Below are 18,759 nucleotides of genomic sequence, written 5' to 3' on the forward strand. Positions count from 1 at the left end.
CCTTGCTCTTATTCCATGGTCAGTTTTTTCTTGTGTGTTAAATTTACCTTGAACGCAATACCGAAAAAGGCCAGAGCGACAAGAATCATGATGCTTGAAAGAAACGTATACATAAAACGAATGGATTCATTTCCGAATAAAATACCGATTCCATCAAGAAAAATCGGCGATGAAAATTGACCGAAAAATAACATACTTGTGACAATCGCCATCGCTTGTACGGTTTGTGATTTCGGAACTTGACGCGATACTTGGTCGAATACAGTAGGCAAAATCGATCCAAATCCGAATCCCATAAAACCAACACCTAAACCGATCAGCACTAAGTGATTGGAGACAGCGATAATGAAAAAACCGCTCCCCATAAGTAATAGTTGAATGGCTACAAAATATGTCTTGAAAAGCCGTTTAACTTTCCCTAAGAATATTCCCGCGAAGAAACCTGCGGCAGTTGCTATAGAGATAACCATCCCCGCACTTTGCGAGTTTCCAATTCCTTCTTCTTGGATAAACAATGCCATGTTCGTAGGAATGGAGTAAAATGCTAAGACAATAAAAAACATCGCAGCTCCATAAGCATAAAGTTTTTTAGGTAAAGGAGCTCTTGTCATGCCTGGCGTATCTTTTTCAGGCTTCGTGGTTGGCAAATAGAAAAACACAATGATTGCAGCAACAATGACTAAACTATACACACTGAATGCCATTCTCCAACTGATAGCTGCTAAAAAACCTGACATGAGAAACAAGGCAACTCCACCTAAGTTATTCGCCGCACTCACTTGCCCCATTGTCGTTGTTCTTTCTTCCCCGTCAAAAAAGTCAGCCACTAGTGCTGTGGATATTGGCATCAGTAATCCTACACCAATCCCTAAAATAGCGCGGCAAAGCAAGAGAAGTTCAATGCTTGAGGCAAAACCCCCACCAAGTCCGCCAATGAGGTAAAAGAACATTCCGGCAAACAAAATATGTTTCTTTGAAAAACGTCTTGTTAAATGACTAGAAATAAAGATAAAAGGGATAATCATTACGGAAGGTAACGTTAATATAAATTTTATCGTTGTTTCACTTACATCGGGAAAAGCAAGTGCAATATCACCTAATGCAGGGGAAATTGCAGCTCCAGCCATCACTGTTAACAGCGAAACAGACAGAATTGCCATTTTTAAAAGTACTTTGTTCATCTAAACCCAACTTTCTATTTTACTCTTCCTTCATCCAACTTGTTGTTAAATTTTTAGAAGCTATATTTTTAAGAACATGCTTTGTTATTGCCACATCTTCCTCTGTTATTCCTTCTGTCGCCTTCTCTAACGTGTCGTTAACAAGATCCATTAATCGCTCTTGTTGCTCTTTTCCATTTTCCGTTAGAAAAATCCGTTTACACCGTGCATCAACAGGATCTTTCCTCCTATATATAAGCTCTCGATTCAACATATTTTGTATAAGCCGGGACATACTCGCTTGATCTTTTCCGGTTCGTTCTGCAAGTTCGAGTTGGCTGAGACCATCTTGATTCCATAGCTGAACCAACACTGTCCAATGCTCTGTCGTTGCATTAAAGCCATGTTCCGAAAATGTTCGTTGCACACTATTAGATAAAGATCGACCGGCCCTTCCAACAAGAAAACCAAGTGAATCCTCTAACCGATATTCAGACACTGAATCATCCCCTTTTTCACTTTACCTATCTTACAAGCAAAGTACTTGTTTATGCAAGTACTTTGCTTGTAAGGGACGGTTCTCTGCTTCAATGGAAGCAGAGAACCGTCCCCCTGATCACTTTTCTATGATAAATTCATCAATTTTCTCTCCTAAATGTCGCCCTGGCATGTCTTCCATGCAAGCTATTCGATCGCCGACATTTAAATCTATAATGGAGGTGTCACCTTTAGACTCTTCAACTACGTGTACACTTGTTGATTTTTGAAGTGTAGCGGAAACGATAGAGTCCCCGTTTTTACATTCTACTCTTAAAAAAGGCCGTTTTTCAATTTTCACACGACCAACGGAAAGACTTTTATTGTCTTGTTCACCAGTAACCTCGATTTGATTTCCAGCATCCACTTCATGCAAATAGATTGATTTATCTTCCTGAAATAAATATTGATGGTAAGAACCGCAATTAATCCGAAACGGTCTTGGTGGATAGCCATCAGACTGCCGATTTTCCGATAGAACTTTGATATATCCATGTCCTGTATTTCCAACGTAAAGACCGTCACTTTGTTGAAGTACATCAATAAAATCAATACAAACGCGCATACCTTCTCCTATTTCTTTTATATCAATAATCTCAAGAAACACCTTTGACTGCTCTATTTCCATATGTACCTCCTATTTCAAAGGGACGGTTCTCTGCTTCCTTGTTTTCACGCAATAATACGAAGCAGAGAACCGTCCCTCCATTTCCCTCTATTATAACAAAAATCTAAGTCGAAATTTTAAATCACTTCCCTGTCCCAATATCGGTGAGCTGAAATTGCTTGGATAAATCGGTCGGTAAACGATTCTACCTGGCCACCGGAAATAACGCCTGGACTTGATTCCATATTATTATCCGTAAGCAGTTTCTCCCCATGATGAGTGGCACCTATTGGTTTGAAATGAGTAAATGCTTCCTTTGTAAAGTACGCTGCTTGCTTGTAAAAAGCAGTGTTTTCCTGACCGGCGCTAACAACATACACAGCATCAAACAACACAGAGTCTGCGGTTAGGAAAGTGTGATCAACCTTTAACTCTTTTCCATCAGAGGCGGATACAACTCCCAGTTTTCCACTGACAATCTCGGGCTGTACTCCTTCTTTTTTCAAAGCATCTAAAACCTGACTAACCTCTGCTCCATGAAAATCATTGTTAATGATAACTGCTACTTTACGCGTAGAAGGCTTTTTCTTCGTGTTTTCCTGACTTAAAGCAGGAGAAGTTTTCGTAACATTACTCTCTTCTCCTTGTGGAGGATTAGCACCAATTGCTTCAGCAACTGTTGTCGCAAGCTCCTTGCTGACATTGCCAAACATATCCACCACTTGTTGCTGAACGAACTCGCTTTTCACTTTACCAAGTTCAAAACTGAAGGCTTCCGTAATGTGCTCTTTTTCTGCTTTACTCATACTGTTCCAAAATAGAGTAGCTTGAGAAAAATGATCTTTAAAACTTTCACTTCTAGCCCGCACTTTATGGCCTTCCATCTTCTCTTGATAATGTGTAAAACCACCTTCTTTTTCCGTTGCAGGTTCAGGTGTGTTAGCAGCAAGTGAGTTTTTATGATAACTTACAGGTCCTTTGTTAATCGTTTGACGACCATATCCATCACGTTGGTTATTATGAAAAGGACAAACAGGACGATTAATCGGTAATTCATGAAAATTTGGGCCACCAAGTCGAATTAATTGTGTATCAGTATAAGAAAACAATCTTCCTTGTAATAACGGATCATTGGAAAAATCGATGCCTGGAACGACGTGCCCTGGATGGAAAGCAACTTGTTCTGTTTCAGCGAAAACATTATCAACATTACGGTTCAACGTCATTTTTCCAATAAGCTTGACCGGCACTTCCTCTTCAGGCCAAAGCTTCGTCGGGTCCAGAATATCAAAATCAAAGTTAAATTCATCTTCTTCCGAAAGAATTTGTACACCTAACTCATATTCTGGGTAATCCCCGTTTTCAATCGCTTCCCATAGATCACGACGGTGAAAATCAGGGTCTTTTCCATTAATTTTTTGGGCCTCATCCCAGACTACGGAATGCGTTCCTAGAAGTGGTTTCCAATGAAATTTAACAAAATGAGCCTTCCCTTCCTCATTCACAAAACGGAAAGTATGAACGCCGAATCCTTCCATCATCCGGAAACTTCTTGGAATTGCTCGATCCGACATCGCCCACATGACCATATGTGCCGATTCTTGATTATTCGCAATAAAATCCCAAAATGTGTCATGTGCAGAGGCGGCCTGTGGTATTTCATTATGTGGCTCTGGCTTTAATGCATGAACTAAATCCGGAAATTTTATAGCATCTTGGATAAAAAATACGGGGATATTATTTCCGACTAAGTCATAATTTCCTTCTTCTGTGTAAAACTTCGTAGAAAACCCGCGAGCGTCCCTAGCCAACTCACCCGATCCGCGTGAACCTGCGACGGTTGAAAAACGAACGAATACAGGTGTTTTTTTAGAAGGGTCCTGTAAAAATCCTGCTTTTGTGTATTTGTTCATGGACTCATACACTTGAAATTCACCATGTGCTGCAAAACCACGCGCATGAACAATCCGTTCGGGGATTCGCTCATGATCAAAATGGGTCATTTTCTCACGGAAATGAAAGTCTTCCATTAAAGTTGGGCCTCGTTCGCCAGCCTTTAAAGAAAACTCATCCTCCGACACTTTTAAGCCTTGGTTTGTTGTTAGTTTCTTTCCTTGATCGTCTGTTGTAAACTTGTCCAACTGTTCCTTTTTACTGCTGCTGTCATTCACTTTGTGATCATCACTCATTCCATTTCTTCCTCCCTTTTAAATCATATGAATTCAACATAAAGAATTTATACCCAATTTAAAATGAGGACAAACCTGAAAACAAGGGGACGGTTCTCTGCTTCCAAAGCAGAGAACCGTCCCCTTGCAACCAAAAAAGCACCTTAATTAGGTGCTTTTTTTTACATCAACTGCATGGTTGTAATGCAAGTATTATCATTTTCAAAAGTGGATATTTCAGATTCCACGCTTTTTCCATCGTGCTCAATCACTGTGCGATACGTTTTGTCTCGCGGTAACCACAAATCAATAAATCCATTAGATTGAGATGTCAATGCTTCGTTAACAATCTCGTTGCCTTCCATGTCCTCAATATAAACGTTCAATTCTTCTTCGATCAATTCTCCTTGACAACCTGTCAAGTTATGGACAGCTCAAGGATGTGTTTCTTCCACATAAGGTGCAATGGAAACGAAAAATTCATCTTCGGGCAAGTCATAGGTAACCTCACCTTTCTCACTGTCATTTACAATGAGTTGTTGTGATGTGATAGATGCAGAAAGGCTTTTTTTGTTTCCTGCACTATAGTCGTGAACCAGTTCCTGAATATTTTTTGTTTCTTTATCTTCTGCCTGCTCATTTATTCCTGTATTTCCTACTAATATATATCCTACGACAGCGATCAATCCAATTATCAGAAAAAGATATCTCTTCATGTATAATTCTCTCCTTGTCCATTCAAAGTTGGTTTCTCATTAACTTATTTTTAAATGGAATTTATTTCTCAAAGTAATCTTTGCTCTTATAGTATAGGTGATAATATTCACAATGTCTAAACTTGTTTACTTGCTTTCTCGATCCAGTTTTTGGACGATTTCTTGTGCAAAATGACCTAGTTTACCATTGGAATAGGCTCTAATGACTTCTGGAACAATGGAACGCAATGCCTGCTCTTTGTATCTATCCGACAATCCTTCTTCATCCATTTTTAGCTCAACTTCTCTCGCTGCCTTGATAGCTTGATAGGTGGCCAACTTGTTTACCTTCTCTACGATTGATTCATCCGCTGCTTCCACCTGACCTAACTTGGAAAACCGTTTCATCACTTCATAGAACTCATGGTTTTCCATGTCATTTTCTTCCATAATAAAAAGTCCGTCTCCGTATCTCTTCAAACTTTCAGAATGACCTAGAAATTTCATACCTAGCCATGTAAGGTGTGGATATTGTTGCTTAAGCTCCTCCGTTGGTAAGCTTGTTGCCATATTGATTAAAACAGGTTTGTGCACCTTCAAACCAGTAGCTAGAAATTTATCTATAAAAGAACTAATTGCACTCGTCGGGAGTGCTAAGATTAGGTGATCCAAAGATGCTAGATCGTCTTTTTGCAGTTTCGAAGTGTATGAATATTGCTTTTCTATTAATTCGGTTTTGTCCGTATCCGGATGAAAAACTCCTGTCCGCATCTGTAATAGCTCAAACTGCGTTAAGATCGCTGTGCCTAGCTTCCCAATTCCAACAATCCCCCATTTCGTTTCCTCCATAAAATTCACTCCCTTTTTTATGCAAACAAGGGGACGGTTCTCTGCTTCCGAAGCAGAGAACCGTCCCTTCACTTCATTTACTTTCCAATTTTCTGCAAAAGCTGTTTGATGAGATCTTCTTCCATGATTGCTTGCCCTTTGAGTGGATAGACCTCGGTAACAAGCATTGCTTCGTTCGATAATTGGAATGCTGCCTCGTTATTGTTATTGACGTAAAACTCGTAATAGGCTTTGATTCTAAGTCCATTACAATCCTTATCTTTTTGAAGGGTTTTTCCGGATTTTTCATAAAAAGATTTAGCTTTCTCCATATCATTTGTTAGGCATGCAACAAAACAAATATCAAAATAGATTGGTGTTTGCATCAATGCAGGTAAAAGAGCTAGGTTTTTTTCCAACATGTTAATAGAGGAAACGATCTTCTGCATGTCACCCATATCGAGGGCTTTTAAATAGTAATAATAAAGAATCGTTGCGTCGTAATAATTTGTAATTACCATATCATCTTCAAAATGAAGTTCCATGTCTTTTGGGCGAATACCTGAGGACAGCTGAGATAGTATTTTTTTATTTTCGATTAGCTGCTCAACAAAAGCTTTTTTGAAAATGATACCCCATATCAATTTTCCGTCAGTAGAAACTTGCTGACTTGTAAATGGGCGGGATCAAATTAATCGCACCAAATAATAACGCGGTACCTCCTAGAAAATAAAGAGACATTAATAGAATAAGTGGTCCTGTAATGAAGAAAGTTGCCGTAATTGTCAGAGCACCCGTGAGAACATTCATTATAATACCACCGGAAAAATATAAAAGATCGCTCGTTCTACCTTGACTTTTCACGGGAGGAATCATTATACATAGACCCGAATACCCTTTCGTTTTCTTGATCGAGAACTTCATTCTTCCGTTCTCATAATCCCAGGAAAATACGCTTACCCGATAAGATATTAGACGGTAACCAGACAACTTTCCAAATAGCAAATGACCGAATTCATGAAGATTTATATTAAGAAACCACGAAACAATAATAGCAAGAGTTAAATAAATCCAATCACTCAGAGCAAAGTCGAACGACGGAAGTATATCCATTAAGTACATTGATCCAGCTACCCCAACTGCACCTCCCAAGGCGAATTGAATAACGGTAGGTAAAAATGGAAACTTCTTGTTAGGTTGTTCCGTAACTTCTGTTGGCATTGTTATCCCCACTTCTGATATTTCGGGGACGGTTCTCTGCTTCGGAAGCAGAGAACCGTCCCTCCGTTTACCTTCTATGAAACTATTATACATTATTTCCTAAAAAATTTTCCATCCGAAACGATAAACGAATTAGTACTTTTCCGCTTTCGGCAGCATATAAACTATCTAATGAAGAATGAAGCTAAAGAGATGACTTCCGAAGAACTTTATTATTGTAATTATGAGTGTCAATGCGATGGAAAACGCAAAAAAGGAGCAGCTGCTTAAGGGGCTTGAGCAAAATTAAACAAGGGGATCATATTAATGGAAATTTGCAAGGCTAGCTGCTATCACCTAGGATTTTTCTTACTCTCAATACTTTCAATGGTTTCCCCTCCCAACGTACTATACAATCTACTCTTTGGTTCATGGATTGTTTGAGAAGGCCAAAGCCCATGGTGACCGGAAAAGATATAACTAACAATACACGCAACAAAAAAATACTCCACTCCTTTTCCATCAAACATTTCAACAGCCAAGAGGAAAGCAGCTATTGGTGTATTTGCACCACCACAGAAAACTGCAACTAGCCCTATTGCTGCTAGGAAAGACATTGGTAAATCGATCATGTTTGACAATGTATTGCCCAAGGTTGCCCCCATAAAAAATAAAGGGATTGCTTCCCCACCGACGAAACCGGTGCCTAATGTTATCGCAGTAAAAATAAGCTTTGCTAGAAATGCAAATGGAGGAACATCCTCTGTAAAGGAATGTTCAAGCATGTCTAACCCTCGACCATTGTAATCCTGTGTTCCGACGATTAAAGTTAAACCTACAATGAGGAGACCTCCAACAAACGCTCTTTTCATATGATTTTTATGGAAGAGTTTTTCTGTGAACTTTTGGATGCCATGTCTCAACTGGCAGTAAATAACACTTAATAAACTAAAAATTAATACCGCGAAAATAACCTTGGCGAATGTCCACGCAGAAAGACCCGGTACAGTTTCGATGATGAATTCTTCATGCTTTATTTTCCATGCTGCTGTGGCTAAAAAATGAGCGCTGTAACTTGAAACGAGACACGAGACCAATGCTTCGTATTTCATTTTCCCTAAAGCAGTGAGTTCCATACCAAAAACAGCCCCGGTTATTGGAATTCCAAAAGCTGCACCGAAACCAGCGCTAATTCCAGTCATTAGAAAAATTTTGGTGTCTAATAGATTTACTTTAAAAAACTGGTTGAGAGCTTGAGCAACACTTCCACCCATTTGTACAGCTGCCCCTTCTCTTCCAGTTGACCCGCCAAATAACACAGTTATAAAAGTACCCACATAGACAATCGGACCCATTCTCCTTAATACTCTGGCTTTCCCGTGCACCCCATCAATCACAAGATTATTACCTTTCGCAGAATCAACGCTCTCATTCTTACCGTAATTCATATAAAGAAAGCCTACAGCGATGCCTGCAAGAGGAAGAAAAAAGATTATCCAAAAATGGTTCATTCTAATCTCATCGCCAAGAAAATCATTCGTTTTTAACAAAAAGCTAGTCAAGGAACCAACGACAACACCAATAACTCCGCCAAAAAATATCCACTTAAATAGTGTTACAGCAAACTTTTTAATTTTCACATTCATGCAAGACTCCTCATTTCAAATAATCTGGGGGTTCTTCCTCATGCTTATTTTTAGTCACTTCCGTAAAAATATCATTCGATTCATAAGCTTTCGTTTGATTATCAGTGAAAGACTGGGGAGTGTTTGACTGCATCATCATCATCAATTTTTGAATATCTTCTTTGGTAGAATATTGCTTTTCAGGCTTTAGCATATAGCCTAACTGACCATTCGATTCGATCGTTGCCCATTGCAAATCGCTGATCCTTTGCACACTTTGCTGTCTCAATCGAACCTCAAGCATATCCACTGATAAACGTAATTTCCTTAAGTTTTTTACATTTATTTGACCGTTTTCAACGACCAGGACTGCTTTGCTATAAAAGAAACCTTCAAGATTGTCAAATTTCAACACAATAAATTCAATGAAAATTAATGTAAGTACAAGTAAAAGTGTAATCACCATCGTAATCCAAATATTTCTGTCGCCAACTGGCTGAATAATTAATGAACCAACAGCTACCATCATCACTGTCTGAGCAACCGTCAGTTGAGAAATTGATTTTCTTCCCGCCAATCGCAAAATAAGTACCCCGCCAATAACAATGACGACGGCTTTCCATATAAAGTGTAAATCCAAGTCGCTTCACTCCTTCGACACTTTTCTACGTCTGTTTTTAAATTATGTAAGTATTCTTATTGATATATATAGGATGGCTCATTGTTCCAAGTATTATGAAAAGAATTAAGGGGAATTAAGGGATGGTTCTCTGCTTCCTTGAAATGCAAAAAGAAGCAGAGAACCGTCCCCTGCCTCCCTCTTTTAAACTGTGATGACCATTTTTTTAGTTGCTGATTCCAGCAAGGCTAAAACGACTTTCAACGATAATAATGCGTCTTCTCCTGTCACTTGCGGAGGTTGATCAAGACGAACGCAATCTACAAAAGCATCGATCACACCGGTGTTTGTTTGATTAGCATTTGTCATCACGGTTTCTAACTTATACTTCACTTCTTCTCCGGTTTGTGTGATTACCTCCAGTTGGAATTCCGGATCGTGATAGATTTTTAGCACTCCTTTTTCACAATATATGAAGGTACTATTATCTTCTTCGCCATAATACGTCCACGAGAAGGAGGCAGTCCCTATCCGTCCTTTTTTTGTTTTCAAGCTGCAAACTAAATTATCACACACTTCAATCGGTTCTCCATGTTCATCTACCTTATCCAGTGCTCCTTGAAAAGCACTCACCTTTTGAATTTCATCGTCCAGCAAATAATGAAGTATATCAATCTTATGTGTACCCAAATCCCCTGCTACTCCTAAACCGGATCGATCCTTTTTGAAAAACCACGTATTGTTTGATTTATTCACTCCCCAGAATTCAGGACCAGAATGACCAAAAGTTGTTTTAAATGTTAATACCTTACCAAGACTTTCACTCAAAATAATTTCTTTCGCTTTTTGATGAGCGGGTGTAAAACGTTGATTATGATCAATCATTAATTTTTTCTGAGATTTCTTTTGCGCTTCAACTATTTTACCTGCACCTTCAAGTGTTAAAGCAATTGGTTTTTCGCACAAGACATGCTTTCCAGCTAACAACGCTTCGGTTGAAAAAATTTCATGTGATTCGTTGGAAGAGCAATCACTCACTAAATCTACCGAGGCGTCTTGCAATATCTCTTCTGCTGATTGGACAACAGAACCTCCGAATTGTTCTGCCAAAGCCTTTGCTCTTTCTGGATTCCGATCAAAAAACACGAGTTCACTTACATATGGATTCGCCTGATATTCTGGACCATGGCGAAACTTTGTAATCGAACCACAGCCGATAATACCTACCTTTAATCCCAAATTAATACCCTCCTACTCGCGCTTTTGAAAGACAACAGCGACGATAATGATTAGACCTTTAACAAATCCTTGAAGGTGCGGAGAAACGTTCATAAGGTTCATCATGTTATTCAAAATACCTAAAATTAACACACCGAATAAAGTGCCGATTATTTTCCCGCGCCCGCCTGTCATTCGCGTGCCGCCAATAATTACAGCAGCAATCGCATCGAGTTCATATGCCTGACCGGAACTGGATGAAGAAATAGAGTTGAGCCGCGATGTCTCAATAATTGCTGCCAAACTGACTAATAGTCCCGCCAAGCTATATACACCAATTTTTACTCGGTCCACGCGAATGGTTGACAATAACGCTGCTTTTTCATTACTTCCAATCGCATATACATAGCGGCCAAAACGGGTTTTATGCATTAATATATAAATGAGAACAGTCATTAGCAGAAAAATAATAATCGGGTAATTAATGATTCCAAGCTTACTGTTAGATATAGCGGTAAATCCAGCCACCTCACCAGAGACACTTCCTCCGTCAGCTATGTACAGGGCAAGTGAACGAGCTGCTGCCATCATACCCAGCGTGGCAATAAAAGATGCAATTTTCCCTTTGGCTACCATCAAACCATTAAGACATCCAGCTAAAGCACCAACAGAAAAAGCAACGATAACAGCTACAATAATGCTGCCTGATGCATTTAAAGCTAACACAGTCACTACCCCAACGAAAGCCAGGACAGAACCAACGGATAAATCAATACCACCTGACAGCATGACAACCGTCATGCCTAACGCAATAATTCCAATAATGGACACCTGCATTAATATATTTATTTGGTTATTCATTTCTATAAAACGTGGATTCATAATTGCTGCAACAACATAGATTAATAAAAATGCAATCACAACACTGTACTCCGACCATAACCATGAAAGCCTGCTCGTCTTTATTTTAGACTGTGATTTCGGTTGCTGATCACCATGTTTTAGTTCTGGATTAGCCAATGATTTCTGCCTCCTTCTTTGCGCCCGTTGCATAGCCCATAATCTCGTCTTCGCTAGCATCCTCTCGCTTAAATCTGGCAATGATCTCACCGTGATACATCACATTGATATTGTGACAAATTCTAAGAACTTCCGGAGCCTCCGAGGATAGAATAATGATGGCTTTTCCTTGTTCGGCCAATTGAACAATGTGCTCGTATATCTCTGTCTTTGCCCCAACATCAATTCCTTGCGTTGGATTATCAAAAATGATCACATTTGCATTAACCTCTAACCACTTCGCAATAACGACCTTTTGTTGATTACCACCGCTTAACTTGTCGATCGTCACATTAGGATCGTGTACTTTTATATTTAATTGATCCTTGTAATGCTGAAACCTGTCTTTTTCCGTTTTTTCTTGAATAAAGCCCTTTTTTTCAAAATGCCCCATGGAAGATAAACTCATATTATGAATCACACTTAAATCTTTGATAATAGCGTTTTCTTTTCTATCCTTTGGTACAAGTCCGATGCCCGCTTTTAATGCTTTTTTAGGATGATTTATTTTAACTACTTCATTATTCACTTTAATTTCACCGGTGTAGTTTTTCCGAAAACCAAAAATACTTTCAAACAGCTCTGATCGACCATCGCCTGCTAGTCCTGTAAAACCAAGTATTTCCCCTTGATGGAGTGTAAAATCAATCTGTTTAAATAAACCTGGACTTGATAAGTTTTTCACTTCTAATATTTTCGCACCAAATTCATGTTCTTGATAAAGACGCTCGTCTGAAACAGATTTTCCTACCATCAGTTTTGTTATAGTTTCCAAGCTTTCTTCTTTTACTTTTCCGCTCCCTACCATTTCACCATCACGCAAAATGGTATAACTGTCACATACTGCTTGAATTTCCTTTAACTTATGGGAAATATAAATAATAGAGACACCTGACTCCTTAAGTTTTCTCATTAAATCAAATAGTCGTTCGACCTCATGCTCCGCTAAAGCTGATGTCGGTTCATCCATAATGATAATTGATGAATTGTGCAATAGAGCTTTGGCTATTTCAATTAATTGTTTATACGACGTATCTAAATTTCGGACATATTCTTTTGGATCAATATCCACACCTAATTTAGACATAATTTCGGTTGTTTTATCACACATGTCGCGTACATTTAAAAAGCCAAACTTGTTGCGAAGCTCAACTCCCAAAAACATATTTTCATATATTGCCAGATCTGCAACCACATTAAGTTCCTGGTGGATAAAACTAATGCCATTACTCTGTGCTAATCTTGGGTTCAACATTTTCACTTCTTCTCCATTAAGGTAAATCGTGCCCTCATCAGGTTGCAAAACCCCGCCAAGTATATTCATCAGAGTAGATTTACCAGCTCCGTTTTCTCCTAATAAAGCGTGAATCTCTCCCTGTTCTACACATAACTTAACATCCTTTAAAACAGGTACACGATTAAAAGACTTGTTTATATTCGTCATCGTTAATAATGAATGTTCAGACATGTAATCGCCCCTTATTTAAGAAAAACGCAAAGCGCCTTTTATTAAATACAGCGTGATCTTTAAAGCCAGCATCAAGCATCAAGCTCGAACTTCCCTTGATGCGTGTGGCGTAAAGATAGCTGTCAACTTATAAATTCTTACCTTATAAAAAGAGGAAATACAATAAGCTATAGTAAAATTATTGTATTTCCTTCTAAAAGTCTGTTTAGAACTTAGACTCCGGATCATAATATTCATCAACATTTTCTTTTGTAACTTGCGTAGCTTCTTTGACTACCATTGTCTCTTCAGGTTCTTCGCCTTTAGCGATATCTGCTGCAATCTGTACTCCGTCTCTAACCATAGTTGGAGAATACAGGAAGGTTGCTGACATTAATCCTTCATCTTGTATATCTTCAAATACAGCTTTAGCTCCACCGGCACCAGTGACAAACTGAATGTCATCACGACCAGCTTCTTTAATTGCCTGAAGGACACCTAATGCCATTCCGTCATCTTGGGTAAATACGGCATCAATTTCCGGCTGCGCCTGCAAAATATTTTGCATCACTTCTAAAGATGTTTCCGTCGAAAAGTCGCCACTCTGTGAAGCAACAATCTCTATGCCTTCTTCCCCTTCCATCGCTTCCTTGAATCCAGAGCCTCTTTGATTTGTTACAGAGCTTGGAGGGCCTTCAATTTCAACTACTTTACCTTCTCCATTTAATTGTTCAATAAAGTATTTACCAGCATTAATGCCGATTCCTTCATTATCCCCTTTGACAACAACATCCGCTGCATCATTTTCAAGTTCACGATCTACAATCACAAGAGGGATCCCAGCATCTTTAATTTTCTGTCCTACTGGAGAAAGTGCTGCTGATTCGATAGGAAGCATAACAATCACGTCAACACCTTGTGAAATCAAATCATCGACATCATTAGCCTGAGAGTTCGGATCTGCTGCATTTGTCATAATATAATCAATGCCTTCACTTTCTTTAATTTCTTTCGCCTGTTGTTCAGCATTATCAATGAGAGCACCCATCCATCCGTGAGTAGCATCCGGCAAAGAGATACCAATTACCAAATCGGTTGCTTCTTCCTCAACATTATTTTCCCCATCGGTGGTCTCGTTAGCTTGATCTGTTTCTTCGACATCACCACCACTATCTTCATTTCCACCACATGCTGTAAGTACAGTTACTACAAATAAAAACAGAAACAAAATCAGTAATTTCTTCATAAAAAATTCACCCCTCCGTTTTTTTTAGGCCGCCCATTGATGTAACCGTTCACAACTAAGGTCAGCGCTCTACTATTAATCTTATTAATAACAGAGCGCTATTCTTAGCAACGTTTAACCCAGCGTAGATTCCCGAATCACCAGTTCGTGATCAAGAATTACGTTGTCAACATGTTCTCCTTTAATTTTACTAATCAGCATATTCGCTGCAACCGTACCCATTTTATACATTGGTTGCGCAACGGTTGTTAATGTTGGCTGCGTCATATTAGAAAATTCAATTTTATCGAATCCAATGAGAGCCATTTCTTCAGGGACTTTTAATCCACGACTGTTCATTTCTTTTAAAGCACCAATCGCTAAAAGGTCTGACACTGCAAAAACAGCAGTCGGTTTCTCATCTTGCATCAAAATTTTTCTCATAGCCTGTTGCCCATTTTCAAACCCCAATTCCTGCGTATAATAAATCCAATCCTCGTTAACCACGATATTTTGTTCCTTTAAAGCTTTACGATAACCTAGCTCACGCTGACGAGCATAGAGATACCTTTCATCTGAATTCATAAGTGCTATTTTTGAATGACCGATTTTTAGTAAATGTTTCACTGCTTTATAGGCTGCTTCCTCGTTGTCAATGGTGACATACGGGATACCACTATCTACCACGTATTCACTGCACTGAATAATAGAATATGATTCTGCAAGTTTTGTTAACGACTCCACATTAACTGCCGGATCCATGGAAATAATTCCGTCAGTCATTTTATTGCGAACGAGATCAAAATAAATATTTTCCCTTTCCGGTTTTGAATCCGTCTCACATAAAATAATATTGTAACCGTTTTGAATCGCTGTTGTTTCAATGCCATTAATTATTTCGGAATAGAAGGGATTTGATATTTTAGGAATGAGCACTAATAATAATCGACTTTCCGAATTTCTCAAGTTTCTTCCTAACATACTAGGTTCATAATTAAATTGTTTAATTGCAGCTTCGACTTTTATTCTCGTTTTTGGAGTCACCGTATCTTGACCATTCAACACTCTGGACACTGTAGCTACGGACACCCCAGCATGTTTCGCAACTTGATGTATATTAGCCATTTTGAATGTCCTCTCCTTCTGAACTTTGTAATCGCTTTCAACTTCATAGTAATGGATTACATTTTCATTGTCAATGTTTATTTATTTATTTATAAAACATTGTTAGATAGGGGATTATTTTAATATTAATCAAATGTAACGGATTACATTTGATTAGAAACAAAGGGACGGTTCTCTGCTTCCTGAAACGCCAAAGGAAGCAGAGAACCGTCCCCTGCCTCCTTACTTCTGTTCAAACAGATATTTAGCGTATAACATCGGGTTGGTAAATGCTTGATCGATCACTTTTTCATCATAGGAGCGATATAATGCAACCTTGGCTGATTTTGTATTGCATTCAATTAACCATAGCTGTTCGTTTTTATCTATGGCAAAGTCTATCCCCATTTCACCAAAACTGCCATATTCCTTTTCTACAGATTCATAAATATAATATAAGAAAATATCTATTACAGTTTCCCAGTATTCTATTTTCTCTTTTGACCAACCAAAACGATTCATAAAAAAATCTTCAAACCGAAAAATAGAAGTTCCAACGCGCACGCTTGTTACCGGTGATTTTTCGATACCTAATCGAACCGACTTCGCAACAACATGCAAATCCCCTTTTTCGTCACGCTGCACCTCAGCCCTCATATCAATTATTGAATCACCAATGACAAGCGTATCGATTCCCCGTTGAACTAATATTTTTTTACTGCCAAAATAGTCCTTAACAGCTTCTTCGAGTTCTGCCGAAGTTTCCACTTCAGAAACTTCAAGTTTATTGCCTGCCTTACTATATTCAAAGCGATTGTCATTCATTTTTCTAATACGCATCACACTTTGGCTATATCTTCCTTTCGTTGCCTTGAGATAAACGGTTCTATAAAGACTTATCATGTTATAGAGAATAGCAGGTTCATCGTATAAGACTGTTTCTGGTATAAATTTATTTACTTGAGAATTTTTGCATAAACGTTCACAAAATTCGATTTTATCAAAATCATCCACTGCATTTATAGACGGTATATTGTCTATCTTCAATAGTGACTTAAACTTTTTAACATTTCTTTGTTTTTTCCCTTCAGATCTTCTATTATACAAAATATCTGGAAAAGGAAACCTACCTTTTGCCCATACATCTTTTTTAGTATCATAATAAGATCCATTAATTTGTAAGTTTTTAAAATCAACATCTTGAATACAGAAGAAAAACAATGTTACTCCAGCAACTTTACTGCCTCTTTCAAATTTTTCCATTCTATAATTCTCTTGCTTCTTCATAAGCTTGGTAATAGCTGCTTTCGAAACAAAACTTCCCACAATTGGTCTATTTTTTATCCTGTCTTTTTTCACTTTCAGCACCGACCTTCTCTCTAAATCGAAATTTCGCATACAGTAAAAGCTGTTCCTTATAGCTATTGAGTTCCTTTTCACCATATGCTTTCAATAGTAAATCTTACTTGCTCTGAGAATTAGACAAAATAAATTATTTTTCCAGATCAACCTAGATGCACAATTCGACTTTTTTGTGATATTAATGATCGTCATGCTTTCCTCTGTGCAACAAATTATATTACTATCCTATTAATAAATAGGAGTTCAAGTAACGGCAATCGTCCATGAGTCTAAATCAAATAAAACATGAAGTATCAATGATCAGGAAATAAGCTGTTTTATTATACATTTATAATTCATATTTATAATTAGTGGTTTTACTTAATTCGGTCGAACTCATTCAAATCCTTATAACGAGCTTGTAAAAAGAATGACTATAAAAAAGCGAGTAGGTGAATAATGGTGTCACTAAAACACGAAACAATTTGGACCCGTAGTATTCTGTTTCTTTCTACTTATCAATCCTTAAACTACGATAATACACCCTTAAACATTTTGTTATTTAGAGACTTTCAAAAGTATGTTCAAAAAAAAGAGTTGGTTTCATTACCTGGTGAATGGAAAAAGCTAACTGGAAATTCTTCGATTCAAGAAGCTTGCCACCCCTATTTACTTGATGCCAAATCTGAGCTCAACCAAAAAGGGCACATCTTAGTCCGTGCACATCTGTATCCACTGTTCAAAAAAGTTACGAAGAAAAATATGATTTATTTAGCTCATTATAAAAGTGAATTCGAACAAATGCAGAAGATGAAAGGCTGTCACCCACTTATTTATTTGAAAGATATACCAGAAGCTGCCCTTGATTATTCAGAGGAAGAAAAAGTTTATCAAACGCTTGAAATGATTCAATCTTCAGCATCAACTGCGAAATTTTTTAAAACGACTGCATTTACAGCATGGATAAACAAAAAATTACCTCTCTTGTTAAAACGAATCCGAAGAACCCACACTTTATTTGATGAGTTTAAAATAAGTAAAACTATCTATGGTTCGACCGTGAATCGGTATGGAAGTCTTGTAACTACATTTGCAAAAAGCCGCTTTATTTTTACAGTGAATATTCAGCATGGTATTTTAACGGAATTAGGACATTTCCCAGTCAATGCTGACCTTAATTTTGTATGGGGGAAATCTCATCGCGATTATCTCGTTGAAAATGGAGCATTAAAAAATAATATTAAAACAATTGGTCCTGTTTTTCTCCGAAATTTAGAAGATGCCACTAAGCGTGGTAAGCAATCAACCAAACGAGGTGACCAACTTCATTTACTAGTGGCCATGCAACCAATTGGCTTTGCATTTAATCAACAAATGATCACAATGATTGAAAATGCTGTAAAAAGATTGCCAGAAAAGATATTTGTCAACTATAAATTACATCCAGATCAACGCAATCGGGAACGATATGAGAAACTTCTTGTTAATAAAAATTCTACTATCCTTCTTCATGGTGAAATCCCACTAAATGATTTAATTACAGATTCAGATATTATTTTAACTCCTTTCTCCACAGTTGCTTATGAAGCACTTATGCGAGAGAAGATTGTTATTTTTTATCAGGATCTTGGTGATTTATATTACTTAAAAAACCCTCCTCTCTTCGTCCAAAACGAGAAGGAGCTCCACGATATCCTAAGAAAAATGTTAGATGATGAGAATTTTCTTGCAGATTCACAAACTAGGTTAGTATTAAAGGACCCTCCCCATAAAAAAGCTTTCGAAGGCGCTAAACTTTTGCAGCTAATTGAAAAGTTTGAAAAACAGCAGAAATAGATGATTCAAGCCTTTGATTAGAAAAACGCAAAGCGTCTGTAATTAAATACAGCGTCAGCTTCCGCCACCCCGAGTAGCACCTATGAATTG

17 protein-coding genes are annotated in these 18,759 nt (G+C 38.0%); 1 reads left to right on the forward strand and 16 read right to left on the reverse strand.

Annotated elements, in window-relative coordinates:
• Positions 1 to 8: 8 nt before the first annotated feature.
• From ACHABW_RS20820 to ACHABW_RS20895, 16 genes are all read right to left on the reverse strand, one after another.
• Positions 9 to 1,181 carry an MFS transporter gene (locus ACHABW_RS20820; RefSeq protein WP_435758194.1) on the reverse strand — a complete coding sequence of 391 codons (1,173 nt, stop codon included), beginning with the start codon at positions 1,179 to 1,181 and terminating at the stop codon, positions 9 to 11.
• Positions 1,182 to 1,200: 19 nt separating this feature from the next.
• Entirely contained in the window at positions 1,201 to 1,659 is a 459-nt protein-coding gene (locus ACHABW_RS20825) for a MarR family winged helix-turn-helix transcriptional regulator (protein WP_435758196.1), read from the reverse strand.
• A gap of 117 nt (positions 1,660 to 1,776) precedes the next feature.
• Positions 1,777 to 2,325, reverse strand: a complete 549-nt coding sequence (locus tag ACHABW_RS20830) for a 3-dehydroquinate synthase II (RefSeq protein ID WP_435758198.1) — start codon at positions 2,323 to 2,325, stop codon at positions 1,777 to 1,779.
• 116 nt (positions 2,326 to 2,441) lie between these two features.
• A complete protein-coding gene (locus tag ACHABW_RS20835; RefSeq protein ID WP_435758200.1) occupies positions 2,442 to 4,493 on the reverse strand; it encodes a catalase in 2,052 nt (683 codons plus the stop codon).
• A gap of 161 nt (positions 4,494 to 4,654) precedes the next feature.
• Entirely contained in the window at positions 4,655 to 5,188 is a 534-nt protein-coding gene (locus tag ACHABW_RS20840) for a CueP family metal-binding protein (protein WP_435758202.1), read from the reverse strand.
• A 126-nt stretch (positions 5,189 to 5,314) separates the two neighbouring features.
• The gene (locus ACHABW_RS20845; protein ID WP_435758204.1) at positions 5,315 to 6,016 is read right to left on the reverse strand and encodes a hypothetical protein; all 702 of its coding nucleotides are present in this window, start codon (positions 6,014 to 6,016) and stop codon (positions 5,315 to 5,317) included.
• A gap of 77 nt (positions 6,017 to 6,093) precedes the next feature.
• Positions 6,094 to 6,639: a hypothetical protein gene (locus ACHABW_RS20850; RefSeq protein WP_435758206.1), complete on the reverse strand. Its 546-nt coding sequence runs from the start codon at positions 6,637 to 6,639 to the stop codon at positions 6,094 to 6,096.
• A gap of 7 nt (positions 6,640 to 6,646) precedes the next feature.
• Entirely contained in the window at positions 6,647 to 7,216 is a 570-nt protein-coding gene (locus ACHABW_RS20855; protein WP_435758208.1) for a hypothetical protein, read from the reverse strand.
• Positions 7,217 to 7,548: 332 nt separating this feature from the next.
• Entirely contained in the window at positions 7,549 to 8,841 is a 1,293-nt protein-coding gene (locus ACHABW_RS20860; RefSeq protein WP_435758210.1) for a chloride channel protein, read from the reverse strand.
• Positions 8,842 to 8,851: 10 nt separating this feature from the next.
• The gene (locus ACHABW_RS20865) at positions 8,852 to 9,460 is read right to left on the reverse strand and encodes a DUF421 domain-containing protein (protein WP_435758212.1); all 609 of its coding nucleotides are present in this window, start codon (positions 9,458 to 9,460) and stop codon (positions 8,852 to 8,854) included.
• 183 nt (positions 9,461 to 9,643) lie between these two features.
• Complete coding sequence (locus ACHABW_RS20870) at positions 9,644 to 10,678, reverse strand: Gfo/Idh/MocA family protein (protein WP_435758214.1); 1,035 nt, start codon at positions 10,676 to 10,678, stop codon at positions 9,644 to 9,646.
• A gap of 12 nt (positions 10,679 to 10,690) precedes the next feature.
• The gene (locus tag ACHABW_RS20875) at positions 10,691 to 11,677 is read right to left on the reverse strand and encodes an ABC transporter permease (RefSeq protein WP_435758216.1); all 987 of its coding nucleotides are present in this window, start codon (positions 11,675 to 11,677) and stop codon (positions 10,691 to 10,693) included.
• The gene (locus ACHABW_RS20880) at positions 11,670 to 13,184 is read right to left on the reverse strand and encodes a sugar ABC transporter ATP-binding protein (protein WP_435758218.1); all 1,515 of its coding nucleotides are present in this window, start codon (positions 13,182 to 13,184) and stop codon (positions 11,670 to 11,672) included. The genes ACHABW_RS20875 and ACHABW_RS20880 overlap by 8 nt, the downstream gene beginning before the upstream one ends.
• Before the next feature lie 205 nt (positions 13,185 to 13,389).
• Positions 13,390 to 14,409 carry a substrate-binding domain-containing protein gene (locus ACHABW_RS20885; protein WP_435758220.1) on the reverse strand — a complete coding sequence of 340 codons (1,020 nt, stop codon included), beginning with the start codon at positions 14,407 to 14,409 and terminating at the stop codon, positions 13,390 to 13,392.
• Positions 14,410 to 14,523: 114 nt separating this feature from the next.
• On the reverse strand, positions 14,524 to 15,513 hold the full coding sequence (locus tag ACHABW_RS20890; protein ID WP_435758222.1) for a LacI family DNA-binding transcriptional regulator: 990 nt from the start codon (positions 15,511 to 15,513) through the stop codon (positions 14,524 to 14,526).
• A gap of 222 nt (positions 15,514 to 15,735) precedes the next feature.
• The gene (locus tag ACHABW_RS20895; protein WP_435758224.1) at positions 15,736 to 16,851 is read right to left on the reverse strand and encodes a YheC/YheD family protein; all 1,116 of its coding nucleotides are present in this window, start codon (positions 16,849 to 16,851) and stop codon (positions 15,736 to 15,738) included.
• 441 nt (positions 16,852 to 17,292) lie between these two features.
• Between ACHABW_RS20895 and ACHABW_RS20900 the strand changes: the two genes are divergently transcribed.
• The gene (locus tag ACHABW_RS20900; protein WP_435758226.1) at positions 17,293 to 18,669 is read left to right on the forward strand and encodes a CDP-glycerol glycerophosphotransferase family protein; all 1,377 of its coding nucleotides are present in this window, start codon (positions 17,293 to 17,295) and stop codon (positions 18,667 to 18,669) included.
• The last annotated feature ends 90 nt before the right edge of the window (positions 18,670 to 18,759 follow it).

The organism is Salipaludibacillus sp. CF4.18 (assembly GCF_051262595.1).
In the GTDB taxonomy this organism is placed as follows: Bacteria; Bacillota; Bacilli; order Bacillales; family Salisediminibacteriaceae; genus Salipaludibacillus; species Salipaludibacillus neizhouensis.

Excerpts from the sequence above, each read along its gene's own strand:
- ACHABW_RS20820 (WP_435758194.1), bottom strand. The coding sequence starts at position 1,181 with ATGAACAAAGTACTTTTAAAAATGGCAATTCTGTCTGTTTCGCTGTTA.
- ACHABW_RS20830 (WP_435758198.1), bottom strand. The coding sequence starts at position 2,325 with ATGGAAATAGAGCAGTCAAAGGTGTTTCTTGAGATTATTGATATAAAA.
- ACHABW_RS20835 (WP_435758200.1), bottom strand. The coding sequence starts at position 4,493 with ATGAGTGATGATCACAAAGTGAATGACAGCAGCAGTAAAAAGGAACAG.
- ACHABW_RS20845 (WP_435758204.1), bottom strand. The coding sequence starts at position 6,016 with ATGGAGGAAACGAAATGGGGGATTGTTGGAATTGGGAAGCTAGGCACA.
- ACHABW_RS20855 (WP_435758208.1), bottom strand. The coding sequence starts at position 7,216 with ATGCCAACAGAAGTTACGGAACAACCTAACAAGAAGTTTCCATTTTTA.
- ACHABW_RS20860 (WP_435758210.1), bottom strand. The coding sequence starts at position 8,841 with ATGAATGTGAAAATTAAAAAGTTTGCTGTAACACTATTTAAGTGGATA.
- ACHABW_RS20880 (WP_435758218.1), bottom strand. The coding sequence starts at position 13,184 with ATGTCTGAACATTCATTATTAACGATGACGAATATAAACAAGTCTTTT.
- ACHABW_RS20885 (WP_435758220.1), bottom strand. The coding sequence starts at position 14,409 with ATGAAGAAATTACTGATTTTGTTTCTGTTTTTATTTGTAGTAACTGTA.
- ACHABW_RS20890 (WP_435758222.1), bottom strand. The coding sequence starts at position 15,513 with ATGGCTAATATACATCAAGTTGCGAAACATGCTGGGGTGTCCGTAGCT.
- ACHABW_RS20900 (WP_435758226.1), top strand. The coding sequence starts at position 17,293 with ATGGTGTCACTAAAACACGAAACAATTTGGACCCGTAGTATTCTGTTT.